This window comes from Bacillus sp. FSL M7-0558 (assembly GCF_038003245.1).
Classification (GTDB): domain Bacteria; phylum Bacillota; class Bacilli; order Bacillales; family Bacillaceae; genus Bacillus; species Bacillus pumilus.
This window is the reverse complement of sequence record NZ_JBBOOU010000001.1, coordinates 2,469,342-2,493,631: the sequence shown is the minus strand read 5'-3', so window position 1 is coordinate 2,493,631 and position 24,290 is coordinate 2,469,342. Positions and strand designations below refer to the sequence as shown.

General features: G+C 42.6%; 26 protein-coding genes and 2 other annotated features. Of the genes, 23 read left to right on the top strand and 3 right to left on the bottom strand.

Going from position 1 to position 24,290, the window contains the following annotated elements:
- The first annotated feature begins 8 nt into the window (after positions 1-8).
- The 3 genes from hemL to ysxE all read left to right on the top strand — a co-directional run bounded on the left by hemL (position 9) and on the right by ysxE (position 3,754).
- Entirely contained in the window at positions 9-1,301 is a 1,293-nt protein-coding gene (gene hemL, locus MHB79_RS12615; protein WP_003216796.1) for a glutamate-1-semialdehyde 2,1-aminomutase, read from the top strand.
- A gap of 133 nt (positions 1,302-1,434) precedes the next feature.
- Positions 1,435-2,685 carry a LysM peptidoglycan-binding domain-containing protein gene (locus MHB79_RS12610; RefSeq protein WP_226803786.1) on the top strand — a complete coding sequence of 417 codons (1,251 nt, stop codon included), beginning with the start codon at positions 1,435-1,437 and terminating at the stop codon, positions 2,683-2,685.
- 37 nt (positions 2,686-2,722) lie between these two features.
- Complete coding sequence (ysxE, locus tag MHB79_RS12605; RefSeq protein ID WP_050943646.1) at positions 2,723-3,754, top strand: spore coat protein YsxE; 1,032 nt, start codon at positions 2,723-2,725, stop codon at positions 3,752-3,754.
- A 34-nt stretch (positions 3,755-3,788) separates the two neighbouring features.
- Here the strand turns inward: ysxE and MHB79_RS12600 are convergent, their stop codons facing one another.
- Positions 3,789-3,977, bottom strand: a complete 189-nt coding sequence (locus tag MHB79_RS12600; protein WP_003216497.1) for a hypothetical protein — start codon at positions 3,975-3,977, stop codon at positions 3,789-3,791.
- 168 nt (positions 3,978-4,145) lie between these two features.
- Positions 4,146-4,375: a binding site (T-box leader), on the top strand.
- A 58-nt stretch (positions 4,376-4,433) separates the two neighbouring features.
- On the opposite strand from MHB79_RS12600, the gene MHB79_RS12595 reads away from it, so the two are divergent.
- The 20 genes from MHB79_RS12595 to pheA all read left to right on the top strand — a co-directional run bounded on the left by MHB79_RS12595 (position 4,434) and on the right by pheA (position 22,495).
- On the top strand, positions 4,434-7,076 hold the full coding sequence (locus MHB79_RS12595) for a valine--tRNA ligase (protein ID WP_106032649.1): 2,643 nt from the start codon (positions 4,434-4,436) through the stop codon (positions 7,074-7,076).
- Between the two features lie 65 nt (positions 7,077-7,141).
- Complete coding sequence (locus MHB79_RS12590) at positions 7,142-8,446, top strand: bifunctional folylpolyglutamate synthase/dihydrofolate synthase (RefSeq protein WP_340989892.1); 1,305 nt, start codon at positions 7,142-7,144, stop codon at positions 8,444-8,446.
- 147 nt (positions 8,447-8,593) lie between these two features.
- Complete coding sequence (locus tag MHB79_RS12585) at positions 8,594-9,313, top strand: prepilin peptidase (RefSeq protein WP_340989891.1); 720 nt, start codon at positions 8,594-8,596, stop codon at positions 9,311-9,313.
- A 168-nt stretch (positions 9,314-9,481) separates the two neighbouring features.
- The gene (locus tag MHB79_RS12580) at positions 9,482-10,501 is read left to right on the top strand and encodes an SPOR domain-containing protein (RefSeq protein ID WP_212046180.1); all 1,020 of its coding nucleotides are present in this window, start codon (positions 9,482-9,484) and stop codon (positions 10,499-10,501) included.
- Positions 10,502-10,678: 177 nt separating this feature from the next.
- Positions 10,679-11,248 (top strand): Maf family protein, encoded by a 570-nt coding sequence (locus MHB79_RS12575; protein ID WP_003216355.1) that lies wholly within the window; start codon positions 10,679-10,681, stop codon positions 11,246-11,248.
- 48 nt (positions 11,249-11,296) lie between these two features.
- Entirely contained in the window at positions 11,297-11,971 is a 675-nt protein-coding gene (radC, locus tag MHB79_RS12570; RefSeq protein WP_034620589.1) for a RadC family protein, read from the top strand.
- A gap of 90 nt (positions 11,972-12,061) precedes the next feature.
- Complete coding sequence (locus MHB79_RS12565; protein ID WP_003216532.1) at positions 12,062-13,081, top strand: rod shape-determining protein; 1,020 nt, start codon at positions 12,062-12,064, stop codon at positions 13,079-13,081.
- A gap of 27 nt (positions 13,082-13,108) precedes the next feature.
- Entirely contained in the window at positions 13,109-14,008 is a 900-nt protein-coding gene (mreC, locus tag MHB79_RS12560; RefSeq protein WP_050943652.1) for a rod shape-determining protein MreC, read from the top strand.
- Entirely contained in the window at positions 14,005-14,523 is a 519-nt protein-coding gene (gene mreD / locus MHB79_RS12555; RefSeq protein WP_034661648.1) for a rod shape-determining protein MreD, read from the top strand. The genes mreC and mreD overlap by 4 nt, the downstream gene beginning before the upstream one ends.
- A 54-nt stretch (positions 14,524-14,577) precedes the next feature.
- On the top strand, positions 14,578-15,261 hold the full coding sequence (gene minC, locus MHB79_RS12550; protein ID WP_106029075.1) for a septum site-determining protein MinC: 684 nt from the start codon (positions 14,578-14,580) through the stop codon (positions 15,259-15,261).
- 2 nt (positions 15,262-15,263) lie between these two features.
- Positions 15,264-16,067 (top strand): septum site-determining protein MinD, encoded by an 804-nt coding sequence (gene minD, locus MHB79_RS12545; protein ID WP_003216504.1) that lies wholly within the window; start codon positions 15,264-15,266, stop codon positions 16,065-16,067.
- Between the two features lie 112 nt (positions 16,068-16,179).
- Positions 16,180-16,971 carry a M23 family metallopeptidase gene (locus tag MHB79_RS12540; protein ID WP_226803782.1) on the top strand — a complete coding sequence of 264 codons (792 nt, stop codon included), beginning with the start codon at positions 16,180-16,182 and terminating at the stop codon, positions 16,969-16,971.
- Positions 16,964-17,833, top strand: a complete 870-nt coding sequence (locus tag MHB79_RS12535; protein WP_034620586.1) for a M50 family metallopeptidase — start codon at positions 16,964-16,966, stop codon at positions 17,831-17,833. The genes MHB79_RS12540 and MHB79_RS12535 overlap by 8 nt, the downstream gene beginning before the upstream one ends.
- Positions 17,834-17,899: 66 nt before the next feature.
- Positions 17,900-17,972 (top strand) — a sequence feature (ribosomal protein L21 leader region).
- Between the two features lie 12 nt (positions 17,973-17,984).
- Positions 17,985-18,293, top strand: a complete 309-nt coding sequence (gene rplU, locus MHB79_RS12530) for a 50S ribosomal protein L21 (RefSeq protein WP_003216781.1) — start codon at positions 17,985-17,987, stop codon at positions 18,291-18,293.
- Between the two features lie 14 nt (positions 18,294-18,307).
- Positions 18,308-18,646, top strand: a complete 339-nt coding sequence (locus tag MHB79_RS12525) for a ribosomal-processing cysteine protease Prp (protein WP_340989887.1) — start codon at positions 18,308-18,310, stop codon at positions 18,644-18,646.
- 12 nt (positions 18,647-18,658) lie between these two features.
- Positions 18,659-18,943, top strand: a complete 285-nt coding sequence (gene rpmA, locus MHB79_RS12520; RefSeq protein ID WP_003216586.1) for a 50S ribosomal protein L27 — start codon at positions 18,659-18,661, stop codon at positions 18,941-18,943.
- Between the two features lie 254 nt (positions 18,944-19,197).
- Entirely contained in the window at positions 19,198-19,782 is a 585-nt protein-coding gene (locus tag MHB79_RS12515) for a sporulation initiation phosphotransferase B (protein WP_003216825.1), read from the top strand.
- A gap of 30 nt (positions 19,783-19,812) precedes the next feature.
- On the top strand, positions 19,813-21,099 hold the full coding sequence (gene obgE / locus MHB79_RS12510; RefSeq protein ID WP_003216191.1) for a GTPase ObgE: 1,287 nt from the start codon (positions 19,813-19,815) through the stop codon (positions 21,097-21,099).
- Between the two features lie 55 nt (positions 21,100-21,154).
- On the top strand, positions 21,155-21,598 hold the full coding sequence (locus tag MHB79_RS12505) for an ACT domain-containing protein (RefSeq protein ID WP_340989885.1): 444 nt from the start codon (positions 21,155-21,157) through the stop codon (positions 21,596-21,598).
- 18 nt (positions 21,599-21,616) lie between these two features.
- Entirely contained in the window at positions 21,617-22,495 is an 879-nt protein-coding gene (gene pheA, locus MHB79_RS12500) for a prephenate dehydratase (RefSeq protein WP_003216746.1), read from the top strand.
- Between the two features lie 24 nt (positions 22,496-22,519).
- Here the strand turns inward: pheA and MHB79_RS12495 are convergent, their stop codons facing one another.
- Both MHB79_RS12495 and MHB79_RS12490 read right to left on the bottom strand, forming a co-directional pair.
- On the bottom strand, positions 22,520-23,062 hold the full coding sequence (locus MHB79_RS12495) for a transcription repressor NadR (RefSeq protein ID WP_340989883.1): 543 nt from the start codon (positions 23,060-23,062) through the stop codon (positions 22,520-22,522).
- Positions 23,063-23,065: 3 nt separating this feature from the next.
- On the bottom strand, positions 23,066-24,208 hold the full coding sequence (locus MHB79_RS12490) for an IscS subfamily cysteine desulfurase (RefSeq protein ID WP_445661254.1): 1,143 nt from the start codon (positions 24,206-24,208) through the stop codon (positions 23,066-23,068).
- Positions 24,209-24,290 lie beyond the last annotated feature (82 nt).

Below are 24,290 nucleotides of genomic sequence, written 5' to 3'. Positions count from 1 at the left end.
ACGTTGAAATGGGACGTAGCTATGAAAAATCAAAGCAAGCATTTGAAGAAGCGCAGCATTTAATGCCTGGTGGTGTCAACAGCCCTGTACGTGCATTTAAATCAGTGAACACAGATCCGATTTTTATGGAACGAGGCAAAGGCGCCAAAATCTATGATATTGATGGAAATGAATACATCGATTATGTCTTATCGTGGGGACCGCTTATTTTAGGTCATACGAATGACCGTGTGGTTGAAAGCATTCAGCGAGTGGCAGAAAAGGGGACAAGCTTTGGTGCTTCGACATTAGTTGAAAATGAATTAGCTAAGCTTGTATCAGAGCGGGTTCCTTCTATCGAAGTCATTCGTATGGTCAGCTCTGGTACAGAGGCAACCATGAGTGCACTTCGTCTGGCTCGAGGCTTTACAGGCAGAAATAAAATTGTGAAATTTGAAGGCTGCTATCATGGCCACGGTGATTCTTTGCTCATTAAAGCAGGTTCAGGTGTCGCAACGCTAGGGCTTCCAGATAGCCCAGGGGTACCTGAAGGAACTGCAAGCAACACGATCACAGTGCCCTACAATGATTTAGAAAGCATTCAAGTTGCCTTTCAGGAATTTGGAGACGATATTGCAGGTGTCATTGTCGAGCCGGTTGCAGGAAATATGGGGGTTGTCCCTCCGCAAGACGGTTTCTTACAAGGGCTGAGAGACATCACAGAGCAATACGGAGCTTTACTCATTTTTGATGAGGTCATGACCGGCTTTCGTGTGGATTATCACTGCGCGCAAGGCTACTTTGGCATCACACCTGATCTGACGTGTCTTGGTAAAGTGATCGGAGGCGGTCTTCCGGTCGGCGCTTATGGCGGAAGAGCGGATATTATGAGACAAATTGCGCCAAGCGGTCCAATTTATCAAGCAGGAACGTTATCTGGTAACCCACTTGCGATGACAGCAGGCTTAGAAACCTTAAAACAGCTGACACCTGAGTCTTATGAAGAGTTTAGACGAAAAGGAGACCGGCTGGAAGAAGGCATTTCAAATGCGGCGAAAGCACATGGAATTCCATTAACGTTTAACCGTGCGGGTTCGATGATTGGATTCTTCTTTACAAATGAAGAAGTGGTTAATTATGACAAAGCCAAAACAGCTGATCTCGCTTTATTTGCTGAATTTTACAAGGAAATGGCCGACCACGGCATCTTCCTTCCCCCTTCTCAATTCGAAGGACTATTCCTGTCAACAGCTCACACAGATGAAGACATCGAATATACGATTGAGACAGTGGAAAAAGTATTTCAAAAACTACGTCGATAAACGAAAGCCGATATGGAGACATATCGGCTTTTTTGTGTTGCTGAAAACCAATCATATTTTCACTGCCCCTCACATACATCTGTATTGACATCTAATTTTATTTTGAAGGATTAGATGAAAGGAGGACACCGACTTGTCTCAAAACAATCGATTACAGTTTTCAGTAGAAGAATCCATCTATTTCAAAAGCGGACAGGAAGTCAGTGAGCTGCTGTCTATTTCTCTCGATCCTGACATTCTCGTTCAAGAAGTGAATGATTATGTTTCGATTAGAGGTTCACTCGAGCTAACAGGAGAATACAACATAAATCAAGAGGAGCTATTGGGTGAATTGAGTTCCTATGCATCATACAGAGAAGCTGATGAGGTGAAGGTCAGAGAAGACGGGACGGCGGAGCTTCTGCATCAATTCCCAGTCGATATCACGATTCCTAAAAACAAAATCAGTCATTTAAATGATGTGTTTGTGTTTATTGATGCGTTTGATTACCAGCTGACAGAAAATCGTTTGCTCACCATTCAAGCTGATCTGGCGATTGAGGGTCTATTAGACGAGGAAATGCCCCAAGCGCCTGTAGAGGATCCGTATGAATTTGTTCATCGTTCTGAAGAAGAATATGGCGACGTGACCTACGATTATCAGCTGCAGCCAGAAGATGAAGAGCAAGAAGAGCTACAAAACTATGAACGTGAGATTGATGAGGATCAGGCTGTATTACAGCATGACACGCGCGCCGAAGAAGAAAAGCAGGAAGAAGAAATTGAGATAGAGCTGGTGAGTAGGGAAGAAGAAACCGAAGAACTGGAAGAATCGGAGAGCCAAGAAGAAGTGGCGCTTGGTTATCGCTCCTTACCAGAAGCTCAGGTGCAAGAACCACCATTTTTTGAACCGCCTAAGCTCTTAGAAGAAGAGAAACGGGAGGATACATTCTTTGAGGTGGAAGTGAGAAAAGATCCCGAAGCAGCTGAAGAGCTGGAAGAAACGGTTCAGCCGTATCCAGTATTTGAATCACCGGCTTATCACGTGGAAGAGGAGCAAGAGGCGCAGGATGACACGTACCAGCTCGGACGGTTATATGAACGAGAAGCGCCAAAAGTATATGAGTCAGCTCAAGAAGAAGAGGCGTTTGAAGAAGATGTGAGAGAAACGTCTGGCAGTGAAAACTCTCTTTATTTAACAAAGCTGTTTGCTAAGCAGGAGGAGGAAGATTTTTCTCGCATGAAAATATGTATAGTTCAGCAAGAAGATACGGTCGATCGTATTTGTGAGCGATATCAGTTGAATGTGCAGCAGCTTCTTCGCACAAACTCATTATCGGTGGATGCGGAGCTTGAAGAAGGGCAGATTCTTTATATTCCTGAATATCAAAAAAGCAATGCCTAACAAGAGATGACCGATCGAGAAAATGTGGTGAGTGAACGTGGATGAGATCCAATCTGTCCTATACGAATACGGGCTTGAGGCGGAATACGTTGAACCTGTCAGTCCTGCTGTCGTCAAAGTATATACAAAGCAGGGCGTATTTGCCTTAAAGCGAGTAAAAGCCAACAGGCATATGCAGTTTACAGAGCAAATGCTTGAACTAGAATCAAAGGGCTATCGCTCTTTTGTGCCGATTTATCGGACGAAGAGCGGTTCTTTTTTCTCAAGTCATCGTGAAAGCCAGTACGCATACTATCTCATGCCTTGGCTGACGAATGAAAAGAGAGAAGAGCAGGACGATAAACATGAATATTTATTTCAAGAGATTGCAAGACTTCATAAGCGGACTGAAGTGATGATGGATATCACAGAGCAAGAGATCGAAGCGCACTACACACAAATCAAGACCAAATGGGAAACAGAGAAAGACATGTATGAACGATTCATAGAGCGGGCAGAGCAAACTTGGTATATGTCGCCATTTGAACTGGCTGCTGCGATGTATTTTTCAGAGGCGATGTCTGCCAGCGAATTTGCCCTTGAACGACTAGAAGATTGGCATGAAGAAATGAAAGATAAAGAAACAACTCGTGTTGTGTTAAATCATGGGCAGCTGTCGATTCATCACTTTTTGTATAATGATGTGGGTACAGGACATTTCACCAATTTTGAGCGGTCTAAAAAAGCCGCCCCCATTTATGACCTTCTGACCTTTTACTATCGGACATTCAAAACCTATCCCACGTCTTGTCCTGAATGCACTTCCTTGTTTTATACGTACCAAAAAGGAAATCCTCTTCGGGAGGAAGAGCTTCATTTGTTTCTTAGTTACCTTGCTTATCCGCAAGGTCTGTTTGATACAGTTAAAACCTATGAAGCAGGCGGGCAGGATGAGATGGAAAGCTGTCAACAGCTGTTAAGAGCGTATTGGCAGATGAAAAATTCAGAGCCGACCGTCATGAAGATTCACGAGATTGAGCAGGCTAGACGGCTTGAAGAAGAACAAAGTGCCTCGTCATCAGCGGAATGACGAGGTTATTTTGTGTGTACATAAGCGCGAGTCTTTAAAACCAATCAAGGTGAAAGGCGCAGGCGAGAAAAATGAGAATACCTAGGATGAGGACGTCAAATGTTGTGGGGAAAATGATCGTACGAAACCCTTGAAATATCGCAATCGGGAGAACGACTTGGGAGGCCACTGCCCGAATTTGTCTCAGCCAGGGGGGAAGTGTGTAAGGATTGATCTTTTTCAAAGCAAACGCCCTCCTTCTTCATTTTGTTATTATCATATGAGCAAAGAGGAAAAGGGTGCTTGCCCAATTTGTATAAAGAAGAAGAAAAGCGGAAAAGATGATTGACGAAAACAAAAGGCATTTAGTAATATAAATAAAAGATGAGTATGTGCTGATGAACGTGATATATCGTAAGCGTGGATCAGGAAGAGTACAAGCAAGACCCTAAAGAGAGGGAGACCATGAGCTGAAAGGTTTCCTAGGATGCACTTGTTTGGAAGGTCGCCTGTGAGCTTAATTTCTTGAATGAACAAGTAGAGAAATTCGGGAGAACCCCGTTATCCTTTAGAGTGTATGGGACACGTCTATGTGTTCCATGAAAAAAGGTGGTACCGCGAAAAAGCTTTTTCGTCCTTTTATAAGGATGAAAAGGCTTTTTTATGTTTCATCAGCCGAAAAAATGTGGAGGTTACATAAATGGAAACAAATAATCAAGAAATGCCAACAAAGTACGACCCAAATGCGATTGAAAAAGACCGCTATACGTACTGGCTTGAAGGAAAATTCTTTGAAGCACAAAATGACAAAACGAAAGATCCATATACAGTCGTCATTCCTCCACCAAACGTGACAGGAAAACTGCACCTTGGGCATGCGTGGGATTCTACACTTCAAGACATCGTGACACGTATGAAGCGGATGCAGGGCTATGACGTTCTATGGCTTCCAGGAATGGATCATGCCGGTATTGCGACCCAAGCAAAGGTTGAGGCAAAGCTTCGCGAAGAAGGCGTAAGCCGTTATGACCTTGGCCGGGAGAAATTTGTGGAAGAAACGTGGAAATGGAAAGAAGAATATGCGGACTTTATTCGCAGTCAGTGGGCGAAAATGGGGCTTGGTCTTGATTACTCACGTGAACGTTTTACATTAGATGAAGGTCTGAATAAAGCGGTACGCCAAGTGTTTGTTCAATTGTATGAAAAAGGGCTGATCTATCGCGGAGAGTACATCATTAACTGGGATCCAGCGACGAAAACGGCACTTTCTGATATTGAAGTCATTTATAAAGATGTTCAAGGCGCGTTTTATCACTTAAGATACCCACTTTCAGATGGCACGGGTTCAATTGAAATTGCGACGACAAGACCTGAAACAATGCTCGGAGATACAGCCGTTGCCGTGCATCCTGATGACGAACGTTATCAGCATTTAATTGGAAAAACAGTGGTCTTGCCAATTACAGGACGCGAGATTCCAATCGTTGCTGATGACTATGTCGATATAGAGTTTGGCTCAGGAGCTGTGAAAATTACACCTGCTCATGACCCGAATGACTTTGAGCTTGGAAACCGCCATGACCTAGAGCGTATTCTTGTCATGAATGAAGATGGCACAATGAATGCAAATGCACTGCAATACAAAGGAATGGACCGCTTTGAATGCCGTAAACAGCTTGTAAAAGACTTGCAAGAAGAGGGTATTTTGTTCAAAATTGAGGACCATATGCATTCAGTTGGTCATAGTGAGAGAAGCGGAGCTGTCGTTGAACCTTATTTATCTACTCAATGGTTTGTAAAAATGCAGCCGTTGGCAGACGAAGCCATTAACCTTCAAAATGGGGACGACCAAGTTCAATTTGTTCCAGACCGCTTTGAAAAGACGTATTTACACTGGATGGAAAATATCCGTGACTGGTGTATTTCTCGTCAGCTATGGTGGGGACACCGCATTCCAGCTTGGTATCATAAAGAAACGAAAGAAGTATACGTTGGACTGGAAGCACCAGAAGATATAGAAAACTGGGAACAGGATAACGATGTGCTTGATACATGGTTTAGTTCAGCGCTTTGGCCTTTCTCGACAATGGGCTGGCCGGATGCAGATAGTGAAGACTTCAAGCGCTACTATCCAACAAACCTGCTTGTTACAGGCTATGACATCATTTTCTTCTGGGTCTCTCGCATGATCTTCCAAGGTCTTGAATTCACAGGAGAAAAACCGTTCAAAGACGTTCTGATTCATGGGCTGATCCGTGACGAACAAGGACGTAAAATGAGTAAGTCGCTAGGTAACGGAATTGATCCAATGGAGGTCATCGACAAGTACGGTGCAGATTCATTAAGATATTTCTTAGCAACTGGAAGCTCACCAGGTCAGGATCTTCGCTTTAGCTTTGAAAAGGTTGAATCCACTTGGAACTTTGCGAACAAAATTTGGAACGCATCACGTTTTGCTTTAATGAACATGGATGGCTTAACGTATGATGAGCTTGATTTGACTGGAGAAAAATCAGTCGCTGACCAATGGATTTTAACCCGCTTAAATGAAACGATTGAAAGTGTCACACAGCTAGCTGACAAGTATGAATTCGGTGAAGTGGGCAGACATTTATACAACTTCATTTGGGATGATTTCTGTGATTGGTACATTGAGATGGCGAAGCTTCCGCTTTATGGAGAAGATGAAGCAGCGAAGAAAACGACTCGTTCGATCCTTGCGTACGTATTAGATCAGACGATGAGACTTCTTCATCCGTTCATGCCATTCTTAACAGAAGAAATCTGGCAGCATCTTCCGCACGAAGGTGAATCGATTACTGTAGCGGCTTGGCCTGAGGTGAAGCCAGAGCTTTCAAACGAACAAGCGTCTGCTGATATGAAGCTGCTTGTGGAACTCATCCGTTCTGTTCGTAACATCCGCAGTGAAGTGAATACGCCAATGAGCAAACAGGTGGAGCTTTACATTAAAGCTTCTACATCTGATGTGCAGGAACGCTTAGAGAAAAACCGTTCATATATTGAGCGTTTTACGAACCCAAGTGTACTTGAAATTGGCACAGATGTCCCAGCTAGTGATAAAGCGATGACGGCTGTTATTTCTGGAGCAGAGCTCATTCTGCCGCTTGAAGGCTTAATCAACTTAGATGAGGAAATCGCTCGTCTGCAAAAAGAGCTTGATAAGTTGACAAAAGAAGTAGAGCGCGTCCAGAAAAAGCTTGGCAACGAAGGCTTTATGAAAAAAGCGCCTGAAAGTGTCGTAGAAGAAGAGCGTGCGAAAGAACGTGACTATGTCGCAAAACGCGAAGCTGTTCAAAAGCGTATTGAAGAGCTGAAAGCATAAGGTTGAAAAGACGGCTCCTAACAAAATGGAGTCGTCTTTTTTGAAAATTTCGGATGAAATGAGAGATGACATTGTTTACAACCTATCATGAAGCCATTGAGTGGATTCACAGTAGACTGGCCTTTGGTGTAAAACCGGGTCTTGAAAGAATGAAGTGGCTGATGAACAAACTAAGCCATCCGGAACAACGCATAAAAGCGGTACATGTTGCAGGTACAAATGGAAAAGGTTCAACGATTGCGTTTACTCGTTCCGTTTTACAGGCAGCAGGCTATTCAGTCGGCACCTTCACCTCCCCGTTTATTTTAACGTTCAATGAACGAATCAGCGTGAACGGAGCACCTATACAGGATGAAGAATGGCTGAGTTTGGTGAATAAAATCAAGCCTTTTGTTGATGAGTTAGATCAAACAGAGCTTGGCGCAGCAACAGAGTTTGAAATCATTACCGCATGTACATTTGCTTATTTTGCCGATGTGCAGCAAGTAGACTTTGTCCTATTAGAGACAGGGCTTGGCGGAAGACTTGATTCAACAAATGTTGCCGTACCTATCTTAACAGCGATTACATCGATTGGTCATGATCATATGGCGATTCTAGGTGATACACTTGAACAAATTGCATCTGAAAAAGCGGGCATTATCAAAGAGGGTATTCCGATGATCACCGCAGTTCATCAACCGGAAGCACTTGCGGTCATTCAAAATATCGCAAAAGAAAAGAAGACGGAATGCATTTCATTACAGGATACTTGTACCTTCAGTCATCAGCAGCCAACAGAAACAGGAGAACGATTTACGTTAAGCACATCAAAAAGGCAGTATCCGCAGCTTGAAACAGGGTTAATCGGAACGCATCAACAGCAAAATGCTTCCCTTGCTGTTCTACTCATTGAATGGCTGGAGCAAGAAGGCTATATTAGCGTGACAGAAGAGCAGGTATATGAAGGTATTCGGCATGCAGTTTGGGCTGGAAGATTTGAAAAAGTCAAAGGCCATCCACCAGTTTATTTAGACGGCGCTCATAATGAAGAAGGGATCGACCGTTTAATTGAAACGGTACAAGCTCATTTTTCTAGTAAACAAGTGCATGTCTGTTTTAGTGCTTTAAAAGATAAGCCGTACAAGCAAATGATTCAAAAACTTGAAGCCATTAGTTCCTCTATCCATTTTGTTTCATTTGATTTTCCAAGAGCTGAATCAGCGGAAAAGCTTTATGCATGCAGTCAGTTAGAGGCAACATCGTATGACGATGACCCTCGTACAGTGCTTGAGTTCATTCAGAAAAAAAGTGATGATCCTTCAGCGGTGATCCTTGTGACAGGCTCTCTTTATTTTATTTCAGATATACGAAATCGTATGATTGGGTAACGAAAAGACGCAAATGGCTTTGATGCCTCCTGCGTCTTTTTCTTTTTATATGTAGAAGAGGGGAAAAATCATATTTTCACTAGATGCTTTGGTGGATAGGGTCATGGTAAAATCCGGTCTATCTTATTACCGGAAGGAGCACCACGTATGATTGAGATTTTTCTGTTTCTTGCAGGCATCACGATGGGATCGTTCTTACATCTCGCTGGCGAAAGGCTGCCAGTGAAGCGGTCTATTCTCTTCCCTCGCTCTCACTGCACAGCCTGTAAACAGCCGCTATCCCTGCATGAGATGATCCCGCTCGTTTCTTATGCTGTATGGAAGGGGTCTTGTAAACATTGCGGCATTCGGCTGTCTTGGCTTTATCCAACGATTGAAATGCTGTCAGGCGGTCTTTTTTTGCTCATTTATAGGATCGCTGGTTTTTCGTTTGAAAGTCTTTTCCTTGTGATTCTTTGTAGTTTATTCGTGATTGCTGTCGTGAGTGATTTTCTCTATATGAGGGTGCCGAACGAGCTGTTTCTCTTCTTTTTCCCTCTTTTCGTCATATACCGCACGTTGGAACCGCTTCTTATCTGGTGGGAAGGGGCGGCTTCTCTGATTTTTTGCATTCTTTTGTTTTCTAGTTTAGATTATTTTAAGCCGAATAGTCTGGGCGGAGCTGATATGAAGCTGTTCAGTGTGCTTGCGTTTTGCTTTGGCTTCAAGCCGTTCCTTCTCATGCTTTTTCTCTCATGTATCGCTGGAATGGTTTATGCAAAGGTCTTTTCCTTTCGAGTAAACGAGCCATTCCCTTTTGTTCCTTCGATCGCTATTTCTTTTTTGCTGTATCTCTGTGGTGCTCCTGTCTTGTTTCTATTTGGATAGTCGAAGGGGTGAAAAAATTGGCGAACACTTTTTTGTCCTGCCGACAAAAGTCTTGTTCTTTTTTTTTACTGCTATGGTAAAGTGTGAAACAGAAAGAAGGACGGGTTAAATTCGCACTGATTCATTGGACAGAAAGGTCTTTCTTACAAACATGTCAGAAAGCGGGGAATGACAGTGAAAAAAAGGCAGGCAAAAAAACAAGGGCTAAAGGTCAATATTAATGGCAAGGAAGAAATGGTGCATGAAGATGATCATCAGCCGCCAAAACAGCAAGAGGATCAAGTGACGTTTTCGAATTGGGAGGAAAAGAGACATTCGGAACAGGAGACAGCGGCTTCTCAGGAAGATTCGTCTAAACCGAAAGAAGAGGATTTCCAGTGGGATGATGCTGCTGATCATATTTATCATTCTGATCCAAAAGTCGTCACACCTTATCAAAAGAAAAAAAGCTCCTTTGATCAGAAGTTCGGTAAAAATCGTGGTCCCTTCAAGAGAGTGATGACAACGATTGTGTTTGCGGTCGTTCTTGGGACAGGCCTTGGGGTGTTTGCGCTTAGTTTAAGTCAAGATGGTACATCAAATCCTTCAGGTGGAGATATCAGTGTCTCGGCATCTGGTTCTGCAAATCAATCATCGATGAAAGCTGGCGGGGATGCGCCGAATGCAGGTACTACAGATGAATCAAAAGAGAACAAAGATGAAAAAAGTGCCTCTGGCAGTTTATCAACCTTTGTTGTACAGGCTGGGAAATTCTCTTCTGAAAAAGGAGCAGATGACTTAGTTGGCAGTTTAAAAGATGCAGGATATGCTGGGAAAAAGGTTTCCATGGATGATGGATATTATGTCATTGCCGGTCTTGCGACAGAGCAGGGGATGACAAGCGCTGTAGGGAAGAAATTGATTGATCAGCACTTTGAGGCGTGGGGAGGAAAGGAGCTCTCATTTCAAGTGCCGGATGAGCTGACTAGTTTAATAGAAAAGGCATCTGTATTATCATCCAAAGTGATTGCAGGCGATGAAGTGGATCAAAAGGAAGTCACGCAGCTAATTTCTGAGCTTGAAAGTGCCAAAACAGAGGATGCACCGGCTAAAAGCAGTTTGCTAAAAGCTGTGCAGCTCTTAAATGACCCAACTGCTGAAAATGGATGGAAATCTCAGCAGGCATTGCTTGATCAATTAAATACGTAAAATCATTTTTTAAGAAACGAAACTAGTCAAAAAATGACTAGTTTTTTTCTTTTGCATCCAACATAATGATGAAGGTACATGAAAAATGAATTTTCGTAAATTGTCGGTAAGATGTACATTTGCTAGGATGAATGGGTATCTTACTTCTTAGGCTAAACCCTGAAAGGATGAACAAACATGAACCAATTGATTCTCGCATCGCAATCACCTAGAAGAAAAGAATTGCTTGATCTAGCAGGGTTTTCTTATGACATTCAAGCAAGTCATTTAAAAGAAGAAATAAATCGAAACCTTTCCCCTGCTGAGAACGTCCAATGGTTGGCAGAACAAAAAGCAAATGATATTCAAAGATTAAATCCCAAAGCTGTGGTCATTGGTGCAGATACAATTGTTGCAATTGACGGCAAATGTCTTGGGAAACCAAAAGATAAGAAAGAAGCGGCTTTTATGCTTCAATTATTATCAGGAAAGACACATCAAGTCTTGACGGGTGTCACGGTTCAGTCAGAGAATAGAAAAGAAACATTTTATGAACAGACAGAAGTGACATTTTGGACGCTTACTCAAAATGAAATAGACCGCTATATCGATACGGGCGAACCCCTTGATAAAGCGGGAAGCTATGGCATTCAAGGGAAAGGCGCACTGTTTGTTCAAAAAATAGATGGTGATTATTTTTCCGTTGTCGGTCTACCTATTGCGAAAACAGTCAGAGTGCTTGAAACCTTTGGAATCACCCCTTTTTGAAGACAGGAAGGAATTCTAAAAGGAGTGGTCATCCTGAACGATTTCCCTATGCTGCTAAAGCATCTCCCTCATGATGAAAAACCGAGAGAACGATTTATCAAATACGGGCCCAGCAGTTTGTCAAATCATGAACTTGTTGCGATCCTTCTAAGAACAGGCACGAAAAAAGAATCAGTTCTCCAAATTTCCGCAAGACTTCTGCAAACATTTGGCGGTCTTCGCTCTGTAAAAGAAGCCTCAATTGAAGAAATGTCGAAGATTAGAGGAGTTGGAAAGGCGAAGGCGATTTCTCTTTTAGCTGCTTTAGAACTCGGCACTAGATTACACCATCAAACGACGGATAACCGCTATGTGATCCGCACACCAGAAGACGGAGCGAACTTTGTGATGGAAGATATGAGATTTTTGACACAGGAAAATTTCGTTTGTCTTTATCTCAATACAAAAAATCAAGTTCTTCATAAACATACCGTGTTTATTGGAAGCCTGAATTCATCGATCGTTCACCCGCGTGAAATTTTCAAAGAAGCCTTTAAACGATCGGCCGCTTCATTTATATGTGTGCATAACCATCCATCTGGAGATCCGACGCCCAGCAGGGAAGATATTGAAGTTACACAGCGACTTTTTGAATGTGGAAAGCTGATTGGAATACAGCTGCTTGATCATCTGGTCATAGGTGATCAAAAATTTGTGAGTTTGAAGGAAAAAGGGTATTTGTAACACTTTTTTTTTCAATGTTTTACGATATAATAGAGTTTATGAGTTTTTCCCTAAAGGGAATTTTGGTTTAAGAAAGGAAGATACATACATATGTTTGGAATTGGTACAAAAGACCTTGGAATAGATCTTGGAACAGCGAACACGCTTGTTTTTATTAAAGGAAAAGGCATTGTTGTAAGAGAACCTTCGGTCGTAGCTTTGGAAACTGATACGAAGTCTATAGTGGCGGTTGGAAATGACGCGAGAAACATGATTGGCCGTACACCTGGTAATATTGTGGCACTTCGCCCAATGAAAGACGGAGTCATTGCAGATTACGAGACGACAGCAACAATGATGAAATATTACATTAATCAAGCATTAAAAGGCAAAGGGCTTTTTGCTCGTAAACCTTACGTGATGGTATGTGTACCATCTGGTATTACAGCTGTAGAAGAGCGTGCAGTTATTGATGCAACAAGACAAGCTGGTGCACGTGACGCATACCCGATTGAAGAGCCATTTGCTGCGGCGATCGGTGCTAACCTGCCTGTATGGGAGCCAACAGGAAGTATGGTTGTTGACATTGGCGGCGGTACAACAGAGGTAGCCATTATTTCTCTTGGCGGTATTGTGACATCACAATCAATCCGCGTGGCAGGAGATGAAATGGATGATGCGATCAGCAGCTACATCCGTAAAACGTATAACCTGATGATCGGTGATCGTACGTCAGAAGCTATTAAAATGGAAATTGGTTCTGCGCAGCCTGATGTGCATGATGAAATGGATATTCGGGGCCGTGACCTTTTAACTGGTCTGCCAAAAACAATCTCGATTACAGCAGATGAGATTGCAAAAGCGCTTCGTGATACAGTGGAAACAATTGTTGATGCGGTGAAAATGACACTTGAAAAAACTCCGCCTGAGCTGGCAGCAGATATTATGGACCGTGGAATCGTCTTAACTGGCGGCGGTGCATTGCTTCGTAATCTTGACAAAGTTATTAGTGATGAAACGAAGATGCCAGTTATTATTGCTGAAGATCCGCTTGACTGTGTGGCGATCGGGACAGGAAAAGCACTAGAGCATATTCATTTGTTCAAAGGAAAATCAAAAGATAATCGATAATCGGGCGTAAATAAAGAGGTGTAAGACATGCCGCAGTTTTTTATGAATAAAAGATTAATGTTGCTCCTTGTCTGTGTCATCGTACTGGTGGCCATGATTGGTTTTTCAGTGAAAAGCGGCAGAGGTGCTTCATGGCCGGAAAAATTAGTGGGGGATACGACAGGCTTTTTTCAAGGTGTCTTTCATAAACCATCACAATTTATTGCCGGTATTTATGGGAATGTACAAGATTTAAAGAACACATACGATGAAAACGAACGTCTTCGAAAAAAACTTGATGGACAAACCCAATATGAGGCGAAACTACAAGAACTAGAAGATGAAAACAAAAAGCTACGCAAGCAGCTCGGTTATGTGAACTCTATTCGTGATTATACGCCAATTCTATCAACGGTTATCGCGAGAAACCCGTCCCTTTGGGATAGCTTTATCATGATTGATAAAGGGAAAAAACAAGGCGTTGACAAAGATATGGCGGTCACAAATGAGAGTGGTGCGTTAATTGGGAAAATTGAAAGTGATAAGCTCAACAATTTTACTTCGACTGTAAGGTTGCTAAGCTCTACTGACCAAAATAATAGAATTTCAACGAAAATTTTTGCGAAAAAGGGCAAAGAAGAACTCAACGGAATTATTAACGGCTATGACAGTAAGAAAAAAATGCTGACAATGAATATTCTGAAATCTGATGCAGATGGAGATGTCAAAAAAGGAGATCTTGTTGAAACATCTGGAGCAGGGGGCGTATTCCCTCAAGGCTTGACGATTGGTAAGGTGAGTGAAATCGAGCCAGATCATTACGGCCTGACAAAAATCATTTATGTAGAACCAGCGGCTGAACTTAACAATTTAGACCGTGTGATTGTGGTGAATCGCAGCTCAAGTACGGCAGATGCATCTGAATTGACGAAGGAGGAAGGCTCGTGAGACGTGTCCTTCTTGCTTTCGTCATGTTGTTTATCTTCGTATTTGACAGTATTTTTGTCGATCTAGTGAAGCTCCCATTTGTTTCAGACAATCAAATTTTAGCTCCTCATTTCATCTTACTCGCACTTGTATTTATGACGGCGTTTGTGAATCAAAAATATGGTGTGATTTTCGGTTTTATCTTTGGACTTTTATATGATATTTCGTATACAGGCATACTTGGTGTTCATATGTTTGGCTTTGGAGCGCTCTGCTATTTGCTAGCGAAAGCCTTTAAAGTTTTGCAAACGAATATGTTAGTGGTCGTCTTTCTGTCGATTATTGCTGTTTCCGTGATGGAGTTTTATGTGTACGGCGTTCAAGCGACAATTCAACCAGGGATTATGCCGTTTAATACGTATGTCATCGAACGCTTTATTCCAACAATTCTTTTAAATACTGCTGCGTCTCTCATACTTGTTGTGCCGCTTAGGCTCTTTTTCATCAACATGAAACAAGGACTGATCGACGAATAAAAGCAGGAGTTTGTCCAAATACGGCGAAATGAGTATGTTGTTGAGGTGAGCATCTTGAAAACTCAAAAACAGCAATATGTGACAATAAAAGGTACAAAAAACGGATTAACATTACAGTTAAATGATGACTGTTCGTTTGATGACCTTCTTTCTGGCTTGCGAGAGGTTCTTTTACTTGAGCAATATACAGATGGAAGAGAAGGTCATAAGGTTAATGTGCATATTAAGCTTGGTTTTCGGTATTTAACAGAGGATCAGGAAATGCGTTTGACTGAAGCAGTCTCTGAAAATGAACATCTCGTCATTCACTCTATTGAAAGTGACGTCATGTCAACTGAAGAGGCGAGACGATTAAAAGCAGAGGCTGACATTACCTCTGTAGCGAAAATTGTGCGCTCTGGACAGGTGCTGTATGTCGAAGGAGATCTTTTATTAATAGGAGATGTCAATCCTGGCGGAACGATTCGTGCAGGGGGAAATATTTTTGTGCTCGGTGCTTTAAAAGGCGTGGCACATGCTGGATGTAATGGGAATAAACAAGCTGTCATTGCGGCATCTCGTATGATTCCAACACAGCTTCGCATCGCACAAGTGTTTAACCGTGCACCAGATCAAAAAGAAGATGGAAATGAAATGGAATGTGCTTATTTAGATATAGATGGCAACATGATCATTGAACGCCTGCAGCAATTGGCTCATATAAGACCTAATCTGACAAGGCTTGAGGGAGGAATGTGAAATTGGGCGAGGCTATTGTGATTACCTCAGGAAAAGGCGGCGTTGGCAAAACAACAACATCTGCAAACTTAGGCACAGCACTAGCAATTCAAGGGAAAAAGGTGTGTCTAGTTGATACCGATATTGGCCTTCGGAATTTAGATGTCGTGATGGGGCTTGAGAACCGCATTATTTATGATCTAGTCGATGTAGTAGAAGGAAGATGTAAAATTCACCAAGCGCTTGTAAAAGATAAGCGTTTCGAGGATCTTTTGTATCTTTTACCCGCTGCTCAAACAAGCGATAAAACGGCTGTAGAACCAGAGCAGATCAAAGAATTAATTCAATCATTGAAACAAGACTTTGATTATGTCGTCATTGATTGCCCTGCTGGAATTGAGCAAGGCTTTAAAAATGCTGTATCTGGTGCAGATAAGGCAATTGTCGTGACGACGCCTGAGATCTCAGCTGTAAGAGATGCCGACCGTATCATCGGCTTGTTAGAACAAGAAGATATCGAACCACCTCGTTTGATTGTCAACCGTATTCGTACACACATGGCGAAAAGTGGCGATTCAATGGATGTGGATGAAGTTGTCCATCACTTATCGATTGATCTTCTTGGCATTGTCGCTGATGATGATGACGTGATTAAGGCTTCAAACAATGGTGAACCGATTGTCATGGATGCTAAAAATAAAGTCTCGATTGCGTATCGTAATATCGCCCGCCGCGTACTAGGCGAATCTGTTCCGCTTCAATCATTTGAAGATGAAAACAAAGGAATGTTTGCTAAGCTGAAAGCATTTTTTGGTGTAAGAGCTTAATAAGCATTCAGGTAAGATGAGACCGATTCGATCAGAATCGGTCTTTTTGTTGCATATCAGATGAGGTCACCACATAAAATGTACAAACTGTTTGTATGTAAAGGGTGATCTCATGAAAAGAGTGGACGAGTACCGAAAGAAAATCGCGCAGCGCCGCAAAACGAAGCAGTTAGCTGCTCCATCTAAGAAGACGACTTTTAAGAAAAAAGAGGATATCCCTCCATGGGTCATGCTGACAGAGGAAGAAAAGCATTCAGGGTCGTCTTCCTTTGAATCGTCGTCTCATCAGCCGAAGAAATATCAGCATCCGCTATTTAATCCCAATGCCTTTGTGCTGAAATGTTTATTATCTGCGTCTCTTGTGTTATTTGCAGCCATTTCATTTAAAGGTCAGGCAGGGCCGTTTCAGCAGCTGAAGCCAATCATTACGCAGACCTTTGAGCAAGATTTTCAATTTGCTGCTGCCAATCGCTGGTTTGAGAAAACAGTTGGAAACCCCCTTGCCTTTTTAACAGACAAAAAGGAAGACCAAAAAGATGTACAAGCGAACCAAGAACTGGCCGTACCTGCTTCTGGAAAAGTACAGGAATCCTTTACGCAAAACGGAGCAGGTGTCAAAATCGAAACAGCGGCTGAAGCGATTGACAGTATGAAGGAAGGCTATGTAGTAGAAGTGAAAAAGAAAAGTGACACAGGGCTGACAGTGGTCGTGCAGCATGCGGATAACAGCTATAGCTGGTACGGTCAATTAAAGGAAGCCAATGTGGCCTTATACGATTTTGTCGACAAGGGTGAGAAAATTGGCCAGATCTCACTTGATGATCAAGGAAAGGGCACATATTACTTTGCCATTAAGCAAAATGAACAGTTTATCGATCCTATTCAGGTGATGACCTTTGAATAGATGGCTGGTCATGCTGACGAAAATTCACATTCATCCGCTGCTGTGGATTGTGATGGCGTTTGCGATCCTCTCTGGTCAAATCAAGCCGCTGCTTTGTCTGCTCATTATCGTCTTTGTCCATGAGCTTGGACATGCAGCGGCTGCTTGCTATTATCATTGGCGCATTCGGCGGATTTTTCTACTCCCGTTTGGCGGAGCGGTAGAAGTAGAAGAGCATGGGAACCGCCCGCTAAAGGAAGAGCTGGCGGTCATTTTATGCGGGCCACTCCAGCATGTACCGCTCCAGCTAATGGCGTGGTTTTTCATGGAAGCTTCTCTTATTTCACACGACATTTTTACGATGTTCACTTTTTATAATATGGCGATTTTCCTTGTGAATCTTTTGCCGATTTGGCCGCTAGATGGCGGGAAATTATTCTTTTTGCTCTTATCAGCATATTACCCTTTCCAACGTGCACATGCCCTTGCCATAAAAGGCTCCCTTGTTTTTTTTAGTCTGTTGACAGGCGGATTACTTTTGTTTGCGCCGCTTCAATTCAACGGCTGGGTGCTGCTCACCTTTTTAGCCTATTCACTCGTGATGGAGTACCGGCAGCGGCATTATGTCAGGGTTCGTTTTTTACTAGAACGTTATTACGGTAAAAAAGAGCAAAAGGTAGAAAAGCTGATTCCGCTGAGAGCGAGCGCTGAGGAAAAAGTATATGAAGTCATGGCGCGATTCCAAAGAGGCTGTAAGCATCCGATTATTATTGAAAGAGATGGCGTGAAAATGAGCCAGCTTGACGAAAATGAACTGCTTCATGCGTATTTTTCAGATCGAAGAACCACCTCCTCAATGGAAGAGCTTCTTTTGCCGTACTAGTGATGAAAATACATTGACATTCTGCGTCTAATTTGATATATTTTTTAATGTTATGGATATGTAGCACCCGTGCTACAACCGCGCGAAGCAGGTGTAAAGAGCCTAAGGCCCCCTGTATTCGGCGAGTCTGAGTTTATTAGGAGGTGCAGAGATGTACGCAATTATCGAAACTGGTGGTAAACAAGTAAAAGTTGAAGAAGGTCAAACTGTTTATGTTGAAAAACTAGCTGCTGAAGCAGGTGAAACAGTAACTTTTGAAAACGTATTGTTTGTCGGCGGAGACACTGTCAAAGTGGGTAACCCTTCAGTTGCTGGAGCAACAGTAACGGCTAAAGTTGAAAAACAAGGTCGCGGTAAGAAAATTACTGTGTTCAAGTACAAACCGAAGAAAAACAACCACAAGAAACAAGGTCATCGTCAACCTTACACTAAAGTTGTTATCGAAAAAATCAACGCTTAAGGCGTGTGAGTGATATGATCAAAGCAACCATTACTCGGTCGGCAGCAGATGAAAGCATTACGTCTTTTCAGATGACTGGACATGCCGAGTTTGCTGAAAAAGGTCAGGATCTCGTTTGTGCAGGAGTATCTGCTGTTGTTTTCGGTTCAGTCAATTCAATTATTGCACTGACAGGATTGGACCCTCTGCTTGATATTGGCGAGGAAGGCGGCTATTTCTCTTTTGAATTGCCGGCTGATACAGATCCAGTATCCTTTGAAAAAGCCCAGCTGCTTTTAGAAAGCATGGTCGTTTCCTTAGAAACAATCGAACGAGATTATCACGATTATGTGAGAATATCTACAAAAAAATAGGAGGTGAACTTCATGCTTAGATTAGATCTTCAATTTTTCGCATCTAAAAAAGGGGTAGGTTCTACAAAGAACGGACGTGACTCTGAGTCTAAACGTTTAGGCGCTAAACGTGCTGATGGTCAATTCGTAACTGGTGGTTCTATCCTTTATCGTCAACGTGGAACGAAAATCTATCCAGGTGAAAACGTTGGACGCGGAGGCGACGACACTCTTTTCGCTAAAATCGACGGAACAGTTAAATTCGAACGTTTCGGTCGTGACCGTAAAAAAGTGAGCGTATATCCTGCGGCACAATAATTGCTAAAAACTCCGGTCATTGACTGGAGTTTTTTTCACTTTTTACAAGTAGTATCGAAGATGAAAAAGAGATGCACTCCATCAATATCAAAGAACGTTTGCTGACTTTGCCTCATTTTCTCCTATAGATTAGAAAAAACAACCTTTCCTCACATAACTAGTGTTTTTCTATGCTGTCTTCTCTGTTATAATTCAGGGAGACATATTGATGATAAGACTCCTAAAAGAGAGACCAAACGATTGGGAGTGCGATAATGGAAGAGATATCAAGTAAACAAAACGAAAAATTAACTCACGTTGCATTAACAAATGAATTGATCTATCTGCTCAGTCGTTCAAGACATGACTGGATGAATAAATTGCAGCTGATCAAGGGCAACTTGACATTAGAAAAATATGACCGTGTGTTTGAAATTATAGAAGAAATGGTCATTGAAGCACAGCATGAATCCAAACTCTCAAATTTAAAAATTCCCCAATTGGCCTATTACTTTCTAACATTTAATTGGGAGTCGCATTTTATCACCTTAGAATACGAAGTGCTTGGTGAAACCCGAGACTTATCAGCATATGAATCGCAGCTGCTAACGGTATCACAGGAGTTGTTTTCGATATTCGATCAATCAGTTTGCCAGAAAACTGAAAATCATTTAACGGTCACGTTCCAAACAGATCATGAAGAGAATGATGTGATCTTATATTTTGATTTCAAAGGAAAATTAACAAGTTTGGATGCGTTAAATGCGTTTCATGACGCAAACTATCCATGTATGAGTGTAGTTCAATTTCATGTGACAAGTCATGAGTCCATGATCGAGCTTTGTTTGAGGCAAGAATGAGATATGTGATGCAGAGAAACGGAGGAAGTTATGTTTGTAGATCAGGTTAAAGTGTATGTTAAAGGCGGTGACGGCGGAAACGGTATGGTGGCGTTTCGTCGTGAAAAATATGTGCCAAAAGGCGGACCGGCTGGCGGCGATGGTGGAAATGGTGCAGATGTTGTATTTGAAGTAGACGAAGGACTCAGAACATTGATGGACTTTCGTTATAAGCGCCATTTTAAGGCGGATCGCGGCGAGCACGGAATGAGTAAAAACCAGCACGGCCGAAATGCGGAAGAAATGGTTGTCAAAGTTCCGCCCGGTACGGTTGTGACGGATGCAGAGACAGAACAAGTACTCGCAGACTTAACAGAGCATGGACAGCGGGCAGTCATTGCAAAAGGCGGACGAGGCGGACGTGGAAATTCACGTTTCGCAACACCGGCAAACCCTGCACCACAGCTTTCTGAAAATGGCGAACCAGGTAAAGAGCGTGACGTCATCTTAGAATTAAAAGTACTTGCAGATGTTGGACTTGTTGGTTTCCCAAGTGTCGGGAAGTCGACACTGCTTTCAATTGTCTCTTCTGCGAAACCGAAAATTGCAGATTATCATTTCACAACGCTTGTGCCGAACCTAGGAGTTGTCGAAACAGATGATAACCGAAGCTTCGTCATGGCGGATCTGCCAGGACTGATCGAAGGCGCGCACGAAGGTGTTGGCTTAGGTCATCAATTTTTACGCCACATTGAGCGGACACGCGTCATTGTCCATGTCATTGATATGTCAGCACTTGAAGGACGTGATCCGTACGAAGATTATGTGACGATTAATGAAGAGCTTGAGCAATACAATATGAGATTGACTGAGCGTCCACAAATCATTGTAGCGAACAAAATGGACATGCCAGATGCTGCTGACAATCTAGCGGCATTTAAAGAAAAATTAACGGATGACTATAAAGTGTTCCCAATTAGTGCGATCACAAGAGAAGGGCTTCGTGAGCTTTTATTTGAAATCGCCAATCAGCTTGAAACAACACCGGAATTCCCGCTTTATAATGAAGAGGAACTGTCTGATAACCGCGTAATGTACAGGTTTGATGAGGGAGATGCACCATTTGAGATCACAAGAGATCCTGACGGTACATTTGTCATAACGGGTAAAGCACTTGAGCGACTGTTTAAGATGACAGATTTCTCAAGAGATGAGTCCGTGAAACGATTCTCTAGACAATTGCGCGGAATGGGTGTCGATGATGCCTTGCGTGAGCGTGGTGCACAAGACGGCGACATCATTCGTCTGCTTGAATTTGAATTTGAATTTATTGATTGATCAAAAGGAGGGTCCAGTCCATGGGCTCTCCCGTTTTTAAAAGGGGAGAAAACAGGTGAAAGAAGAAACGTTCTATTTAGTAAGAGAGGATGTCCTTCCAGATGCGATGCGAAAAACGCTTGAAGTCAAAAAGCTTCTCGATCGCAAAAAAGCGGATTCAGTTGCCGATGCTGTACAACATGCGGATTTAAGCCGCAGTGCTTTTTATAAATACAGAGATGCTGTTTTTCCATTTTATACGATGGTGAAAGAGCAGATCATCACATTGTTTTTCCACCTTGAGGATCGGTCTGGGGCTCTGTCAAGACTGCTGCAAATTGTGGCTGACTCTGGCTGTAATGTGTTATCCATTCACCAAACGATTCCGCTGCAAGGAAGAGCGAATGTCACCCTATCCATTAGCACGGCTGGTATGGCAGATGATATCAATACAGTCATGAATCAATTAAGAAAACTTGAATTTGTCGAAAAAGTTGAAATTCTAGGTTCTGGGGCGTAAAAGGAGAGATCATAGCAGATGAAGCAATTAACTGTAGGTTATTTTGGACCAGAGGCAACATTTACTCATTTGGCCGTATGCTCTTGCTTTCCAGCAGATGCAATGCAGCGTGCCTATGCAACGATTCCGCAATGTATGGATGCTGTGTCAAAAGGCGAAGTCGATTTGGCGGTCGTTCCACTTGAAAATGCACTCGAAGGATCTGTGAACTTAACGATTGATTATTTAATTCATGAAGAAGCGCTGTCCATTGTTGGTGAAATGACAGCACCGATTCGGCAGCATTTGCTTGTCCACCCATCAAGAGCGGAAAGCTGGGAGACATTAGATGTGATCCAATCACATCCGCACGCGATTGCCCAGTGTCATCAATTTCTGAAAAAGCAGTACCCAGATATTCCGCATCGTCCAGTTGAATCAACAGGTTATGCAGCGAAATATATCAGTGAGCATCCGGATGAGGCTGCTGGGGCCATTGCGAATGAAATTGCCGCACAAACGTATGGTTTAACAATTGCAAAAAAAGACATTCATGATTATCCGCACAATCATACACGCTTTGTTATTTTACATAAAGATCCTAAAGCATCGTTCCCAATGAATGCAGGGTTCTCATCGAAGCCAAAAACGACCATTGTCGTCAGTCTGCCAAAGGATGACCAATCAGGTGCATTGCACCGCGTGTTATCTGCCTTTTCTTGGCGAAATCTCAACTTGTCAAAAATTGAATCTCGTCCAACAAAAACTGGTCTTGGACACTATTTATTTATTATAGATATAGAAAAAGAAATGGATGATGTCCTTGTCCCTGGTGCGATTCAGGAATTAGAAGCAATTGGCTGTGAAGTCAAATTGCTCGGCAGCTACCAAACATATGAACTAACGAATGAAAAATAGTGTCCCTTATAGGACACTATTTTTTTAGTCTTTAATTAAAAAGCCAGCATCATCGAGCGCTTGGATGGCTTGGTCAAGATGCTTTTGACTGTAAGAAGTGAGTGTATGTAAATGCACACCGTCTGTTAGTTCTGACAAGTAGGAGGCGCCCGTGTTAGAAATATGATGAACGAAATCAGCTACTTGCTTGCGAGTGCTGACGCGAATCGAGGCCGTTAGTTCACCGTAAACAGGGTGCTCTATAATCACATCTTTTACCGTCACCCCAAAATCTACAATTAAGGTCAGTTCCTCTTCTGTACGAACAGGATCATGCTTGCAGGCGATGATTTGTTCAATTTCTCTTTCTGGCGCATGCTGAGATGCCATATACACATAGCCTTGACTTGTGGCAATAATGGGTTCGTTTTTTGCTTTCAATAGTGAGATATCTTGTACAATGACTTGTCGAGAGACAGCCGCCTTTTTAGCCAAAAAGCTCCCGGTGAGCGGTGAATCTGTTTCTTTCAGCCACTCTAAAATGGCGTTTCTTCTCTCTTCGCCAATGAGTTTCCTCTCTTGCTCCACGTCTTATGCTCCTTTCTTCTCCTTTTGCAATTGTTCAAATGTATGCAAAAGCTGATCGATGTCCTCTTTTGACGACTTCGATCCAAATGATAGTCGAATGAATTGAAGAGCATCACGGTCTGATACGTGCAATGCCTTCACAGCCGGGGAAGGATGATGATAACCAGAAGCACATGCGCTTCCAGTCGATATACAAATCCCATGCCGGTTACATGCTAACATTACATATTGTCCTTCAAACCCTTCAAAAAAACAACCAATAATATGAGGCAGCATAAGGCGATTGCCATTGTTCTGAAGTGTACGAACAGGAAGCTGTCTCATTTTCAGCTGCTGAAGAAAATAATCACGAAGCTGCTCATTTTGCCGTTTTTGCTCATCTAGCTTAAGCATTAATTGTTCGCTCGCAGCAGCAAAAGCACCGATGCATGGAACGTTCACTGTTCCAGGGCGGAAGCCATTTTCCTGAACTGCACCTGAATATAAAGGCTTCCAAGGAACGTGAGCGCCCATATAGACAGCACCAGCGCCCTTAGGTGCATACACTTTATGGCTAGAGATGGATACGGCATCAACCCCAAGCTCCTTGATGGACACACGAACCTTTCCGAATGTTTGCACGGCATCTGTATGAAAAAGAATGTGCCTTTCTTTTAAAATGGTTGCTAATTCAGCGAGCGGCTGGATAATCCCTGTTTCTGAATTAGCATGCTGGATAGATACTAATCCTGTTTCAGGCAATAATGCATCTTTGAGAATGTCCTGAGTGATGATCCCATCTTGATTCGGTTCAATGATCGTAACCTTCGCGCCAAGACGCTCTAAGCTCTTAACCGCATGATGAACAGAAGGATGCTCTACAGAAGTTGTGATGACATGCTGCCTGTCTGCTGGCAGACCATTTGCCATCGATTGAATCGCAAGAAGATTGGATTCCGTTCCGCCGCTTGTAAAGTAGATGCCCTCTGGTTCGCCCTCAAGAATGGCAGCGATTGATTGTCTGCTGTAAGTCAGTATGTCATTTGCTCTTCCGCCTGCATCATGTAGACTGCTTGCATTCCCGTAGCAATCTTTACTTAGCTGATGAAAAACATGCAGTGCCTCCTCCGAAACAGGTGTAGTAGCTGCGTAATCTAAATAAACCAATCCATCCATCTCCTATGAGAAAATTTTTTCTTGTATTTATTGTAGTGTTGTGTAATGATATGTGTCAAGACAGGTGTAAATG

Excerpts from the sequence above, each read along its gene's own strand:
- hemL (WP_003216796.1), top strand. The coding sequence starts at position 9 with ATGGGACGTAGCTATGAAAAATCAAAGCAAGCATTTGAAGAAGCGCAG.
- MHB79_RS12595 (WP_106032649.1), top strand. The coding sequence starts at position 4,434 with ATGGAAACAAATAATCAAGAAATGCCAACAAAGTACGACCCAAATGCG.
- MHB79_RS12590 (WP_340989892.1), top strand. The coding sequence starts at position 7,142 with ATGACATTGTTTACAACCTATCATGAAGCCATTGAGTGGATTCACAGT.
- MHB79_RS12585 (WP_340989891.1), top strand. The coding sequence starts at position 8,594 with ATGATTGAGATTTTTCTGTTTCTTGCAGGCATCACGATGGGATCGTTC.
- MHB79_RS12580 (WP_212046180.1), top strand. The coding sequence starts at position 9,482 with ATGACAGTGAAAAAAAGGCAGGCAAAAAAACAAGGGCTAAAGGTCAAT.
- MHB79_RS12575 (WP_003216355.1), top strand. The coding sequence starts at position 10,679 with ATGAACCAATTGATTCTCGCATCGCAATCACCTAGAAGAAAAGAATTG.
- radC (WP_034620589.1), top strand. The coding sequence starts at position 11,297 with ATGCTGCTAAAGCATCTCCCTCATGATGAAAAACCGAGAGAACGATTT.
- MHB79_RS12565 (WP_003216532.1), top strand. The coding sequence starts at position 12,062 with ATGTTTGGAATTGGTACAAAAGACCTTGGAATAGATCTTGGAACAGCG.
- mreC (WP_050943652.1), top strand. The coding sequence starts at position 13,109 with ATGCCGCAGTTTTTTATGAATAAAAGATTAATGTTGCTCCTTGTCTGT.
- MHB79_RS12540 (WP_226803782.1), top strand. The coding sequence starts at position 16,180 with ATGAAAAGAGTGGACGAGTACCGAAAGAAAATCGCGCAGCGCCGCAAA.
- rplU (WP_003216781.1), top strand. The coding sequence starts at position 17,985 with ATGTACGCAATTATCGAAACTGGTGGTAAACAAGTAAAAGTTGAAGAA.
- MHB79_RS12525 (WP_340989887.1), top strand. The coding sequence starts at position 18,308 with ATGATCAAAGCAACCATTACTCGGTCGGCAGCAGATGAAAGCATTACG.
- rpmA (WP_003216586.1), top strand. The coding sequence starts at position 18,659 with ATGCTTAGATTAGATCTTCAATTTTTCGCATCTAAAAAAGGGGTAGGT.
- MHB79_RS12515 (WP_003216825.1), top strand. The coding sequence starts at position 19,198 with ATGGAAGAGATATCAAGTAAACAAAACGAAAAATTAACTCACGTTGCA.
- obgE (WP_003216191.1), top strand. The coding sequence starts at position 19,813 with ATGTTTGTAGATCAGGTTAAAGTGTATGTTAAAGGCGGTGACGGCGGA.
- pheA (WP_003216746.1), top strand. The coding sequence starts at position 21,617 with ATGAAGCAATTAACTGTAGGTTATTTTGGACCAGAGGCAACATTTACT.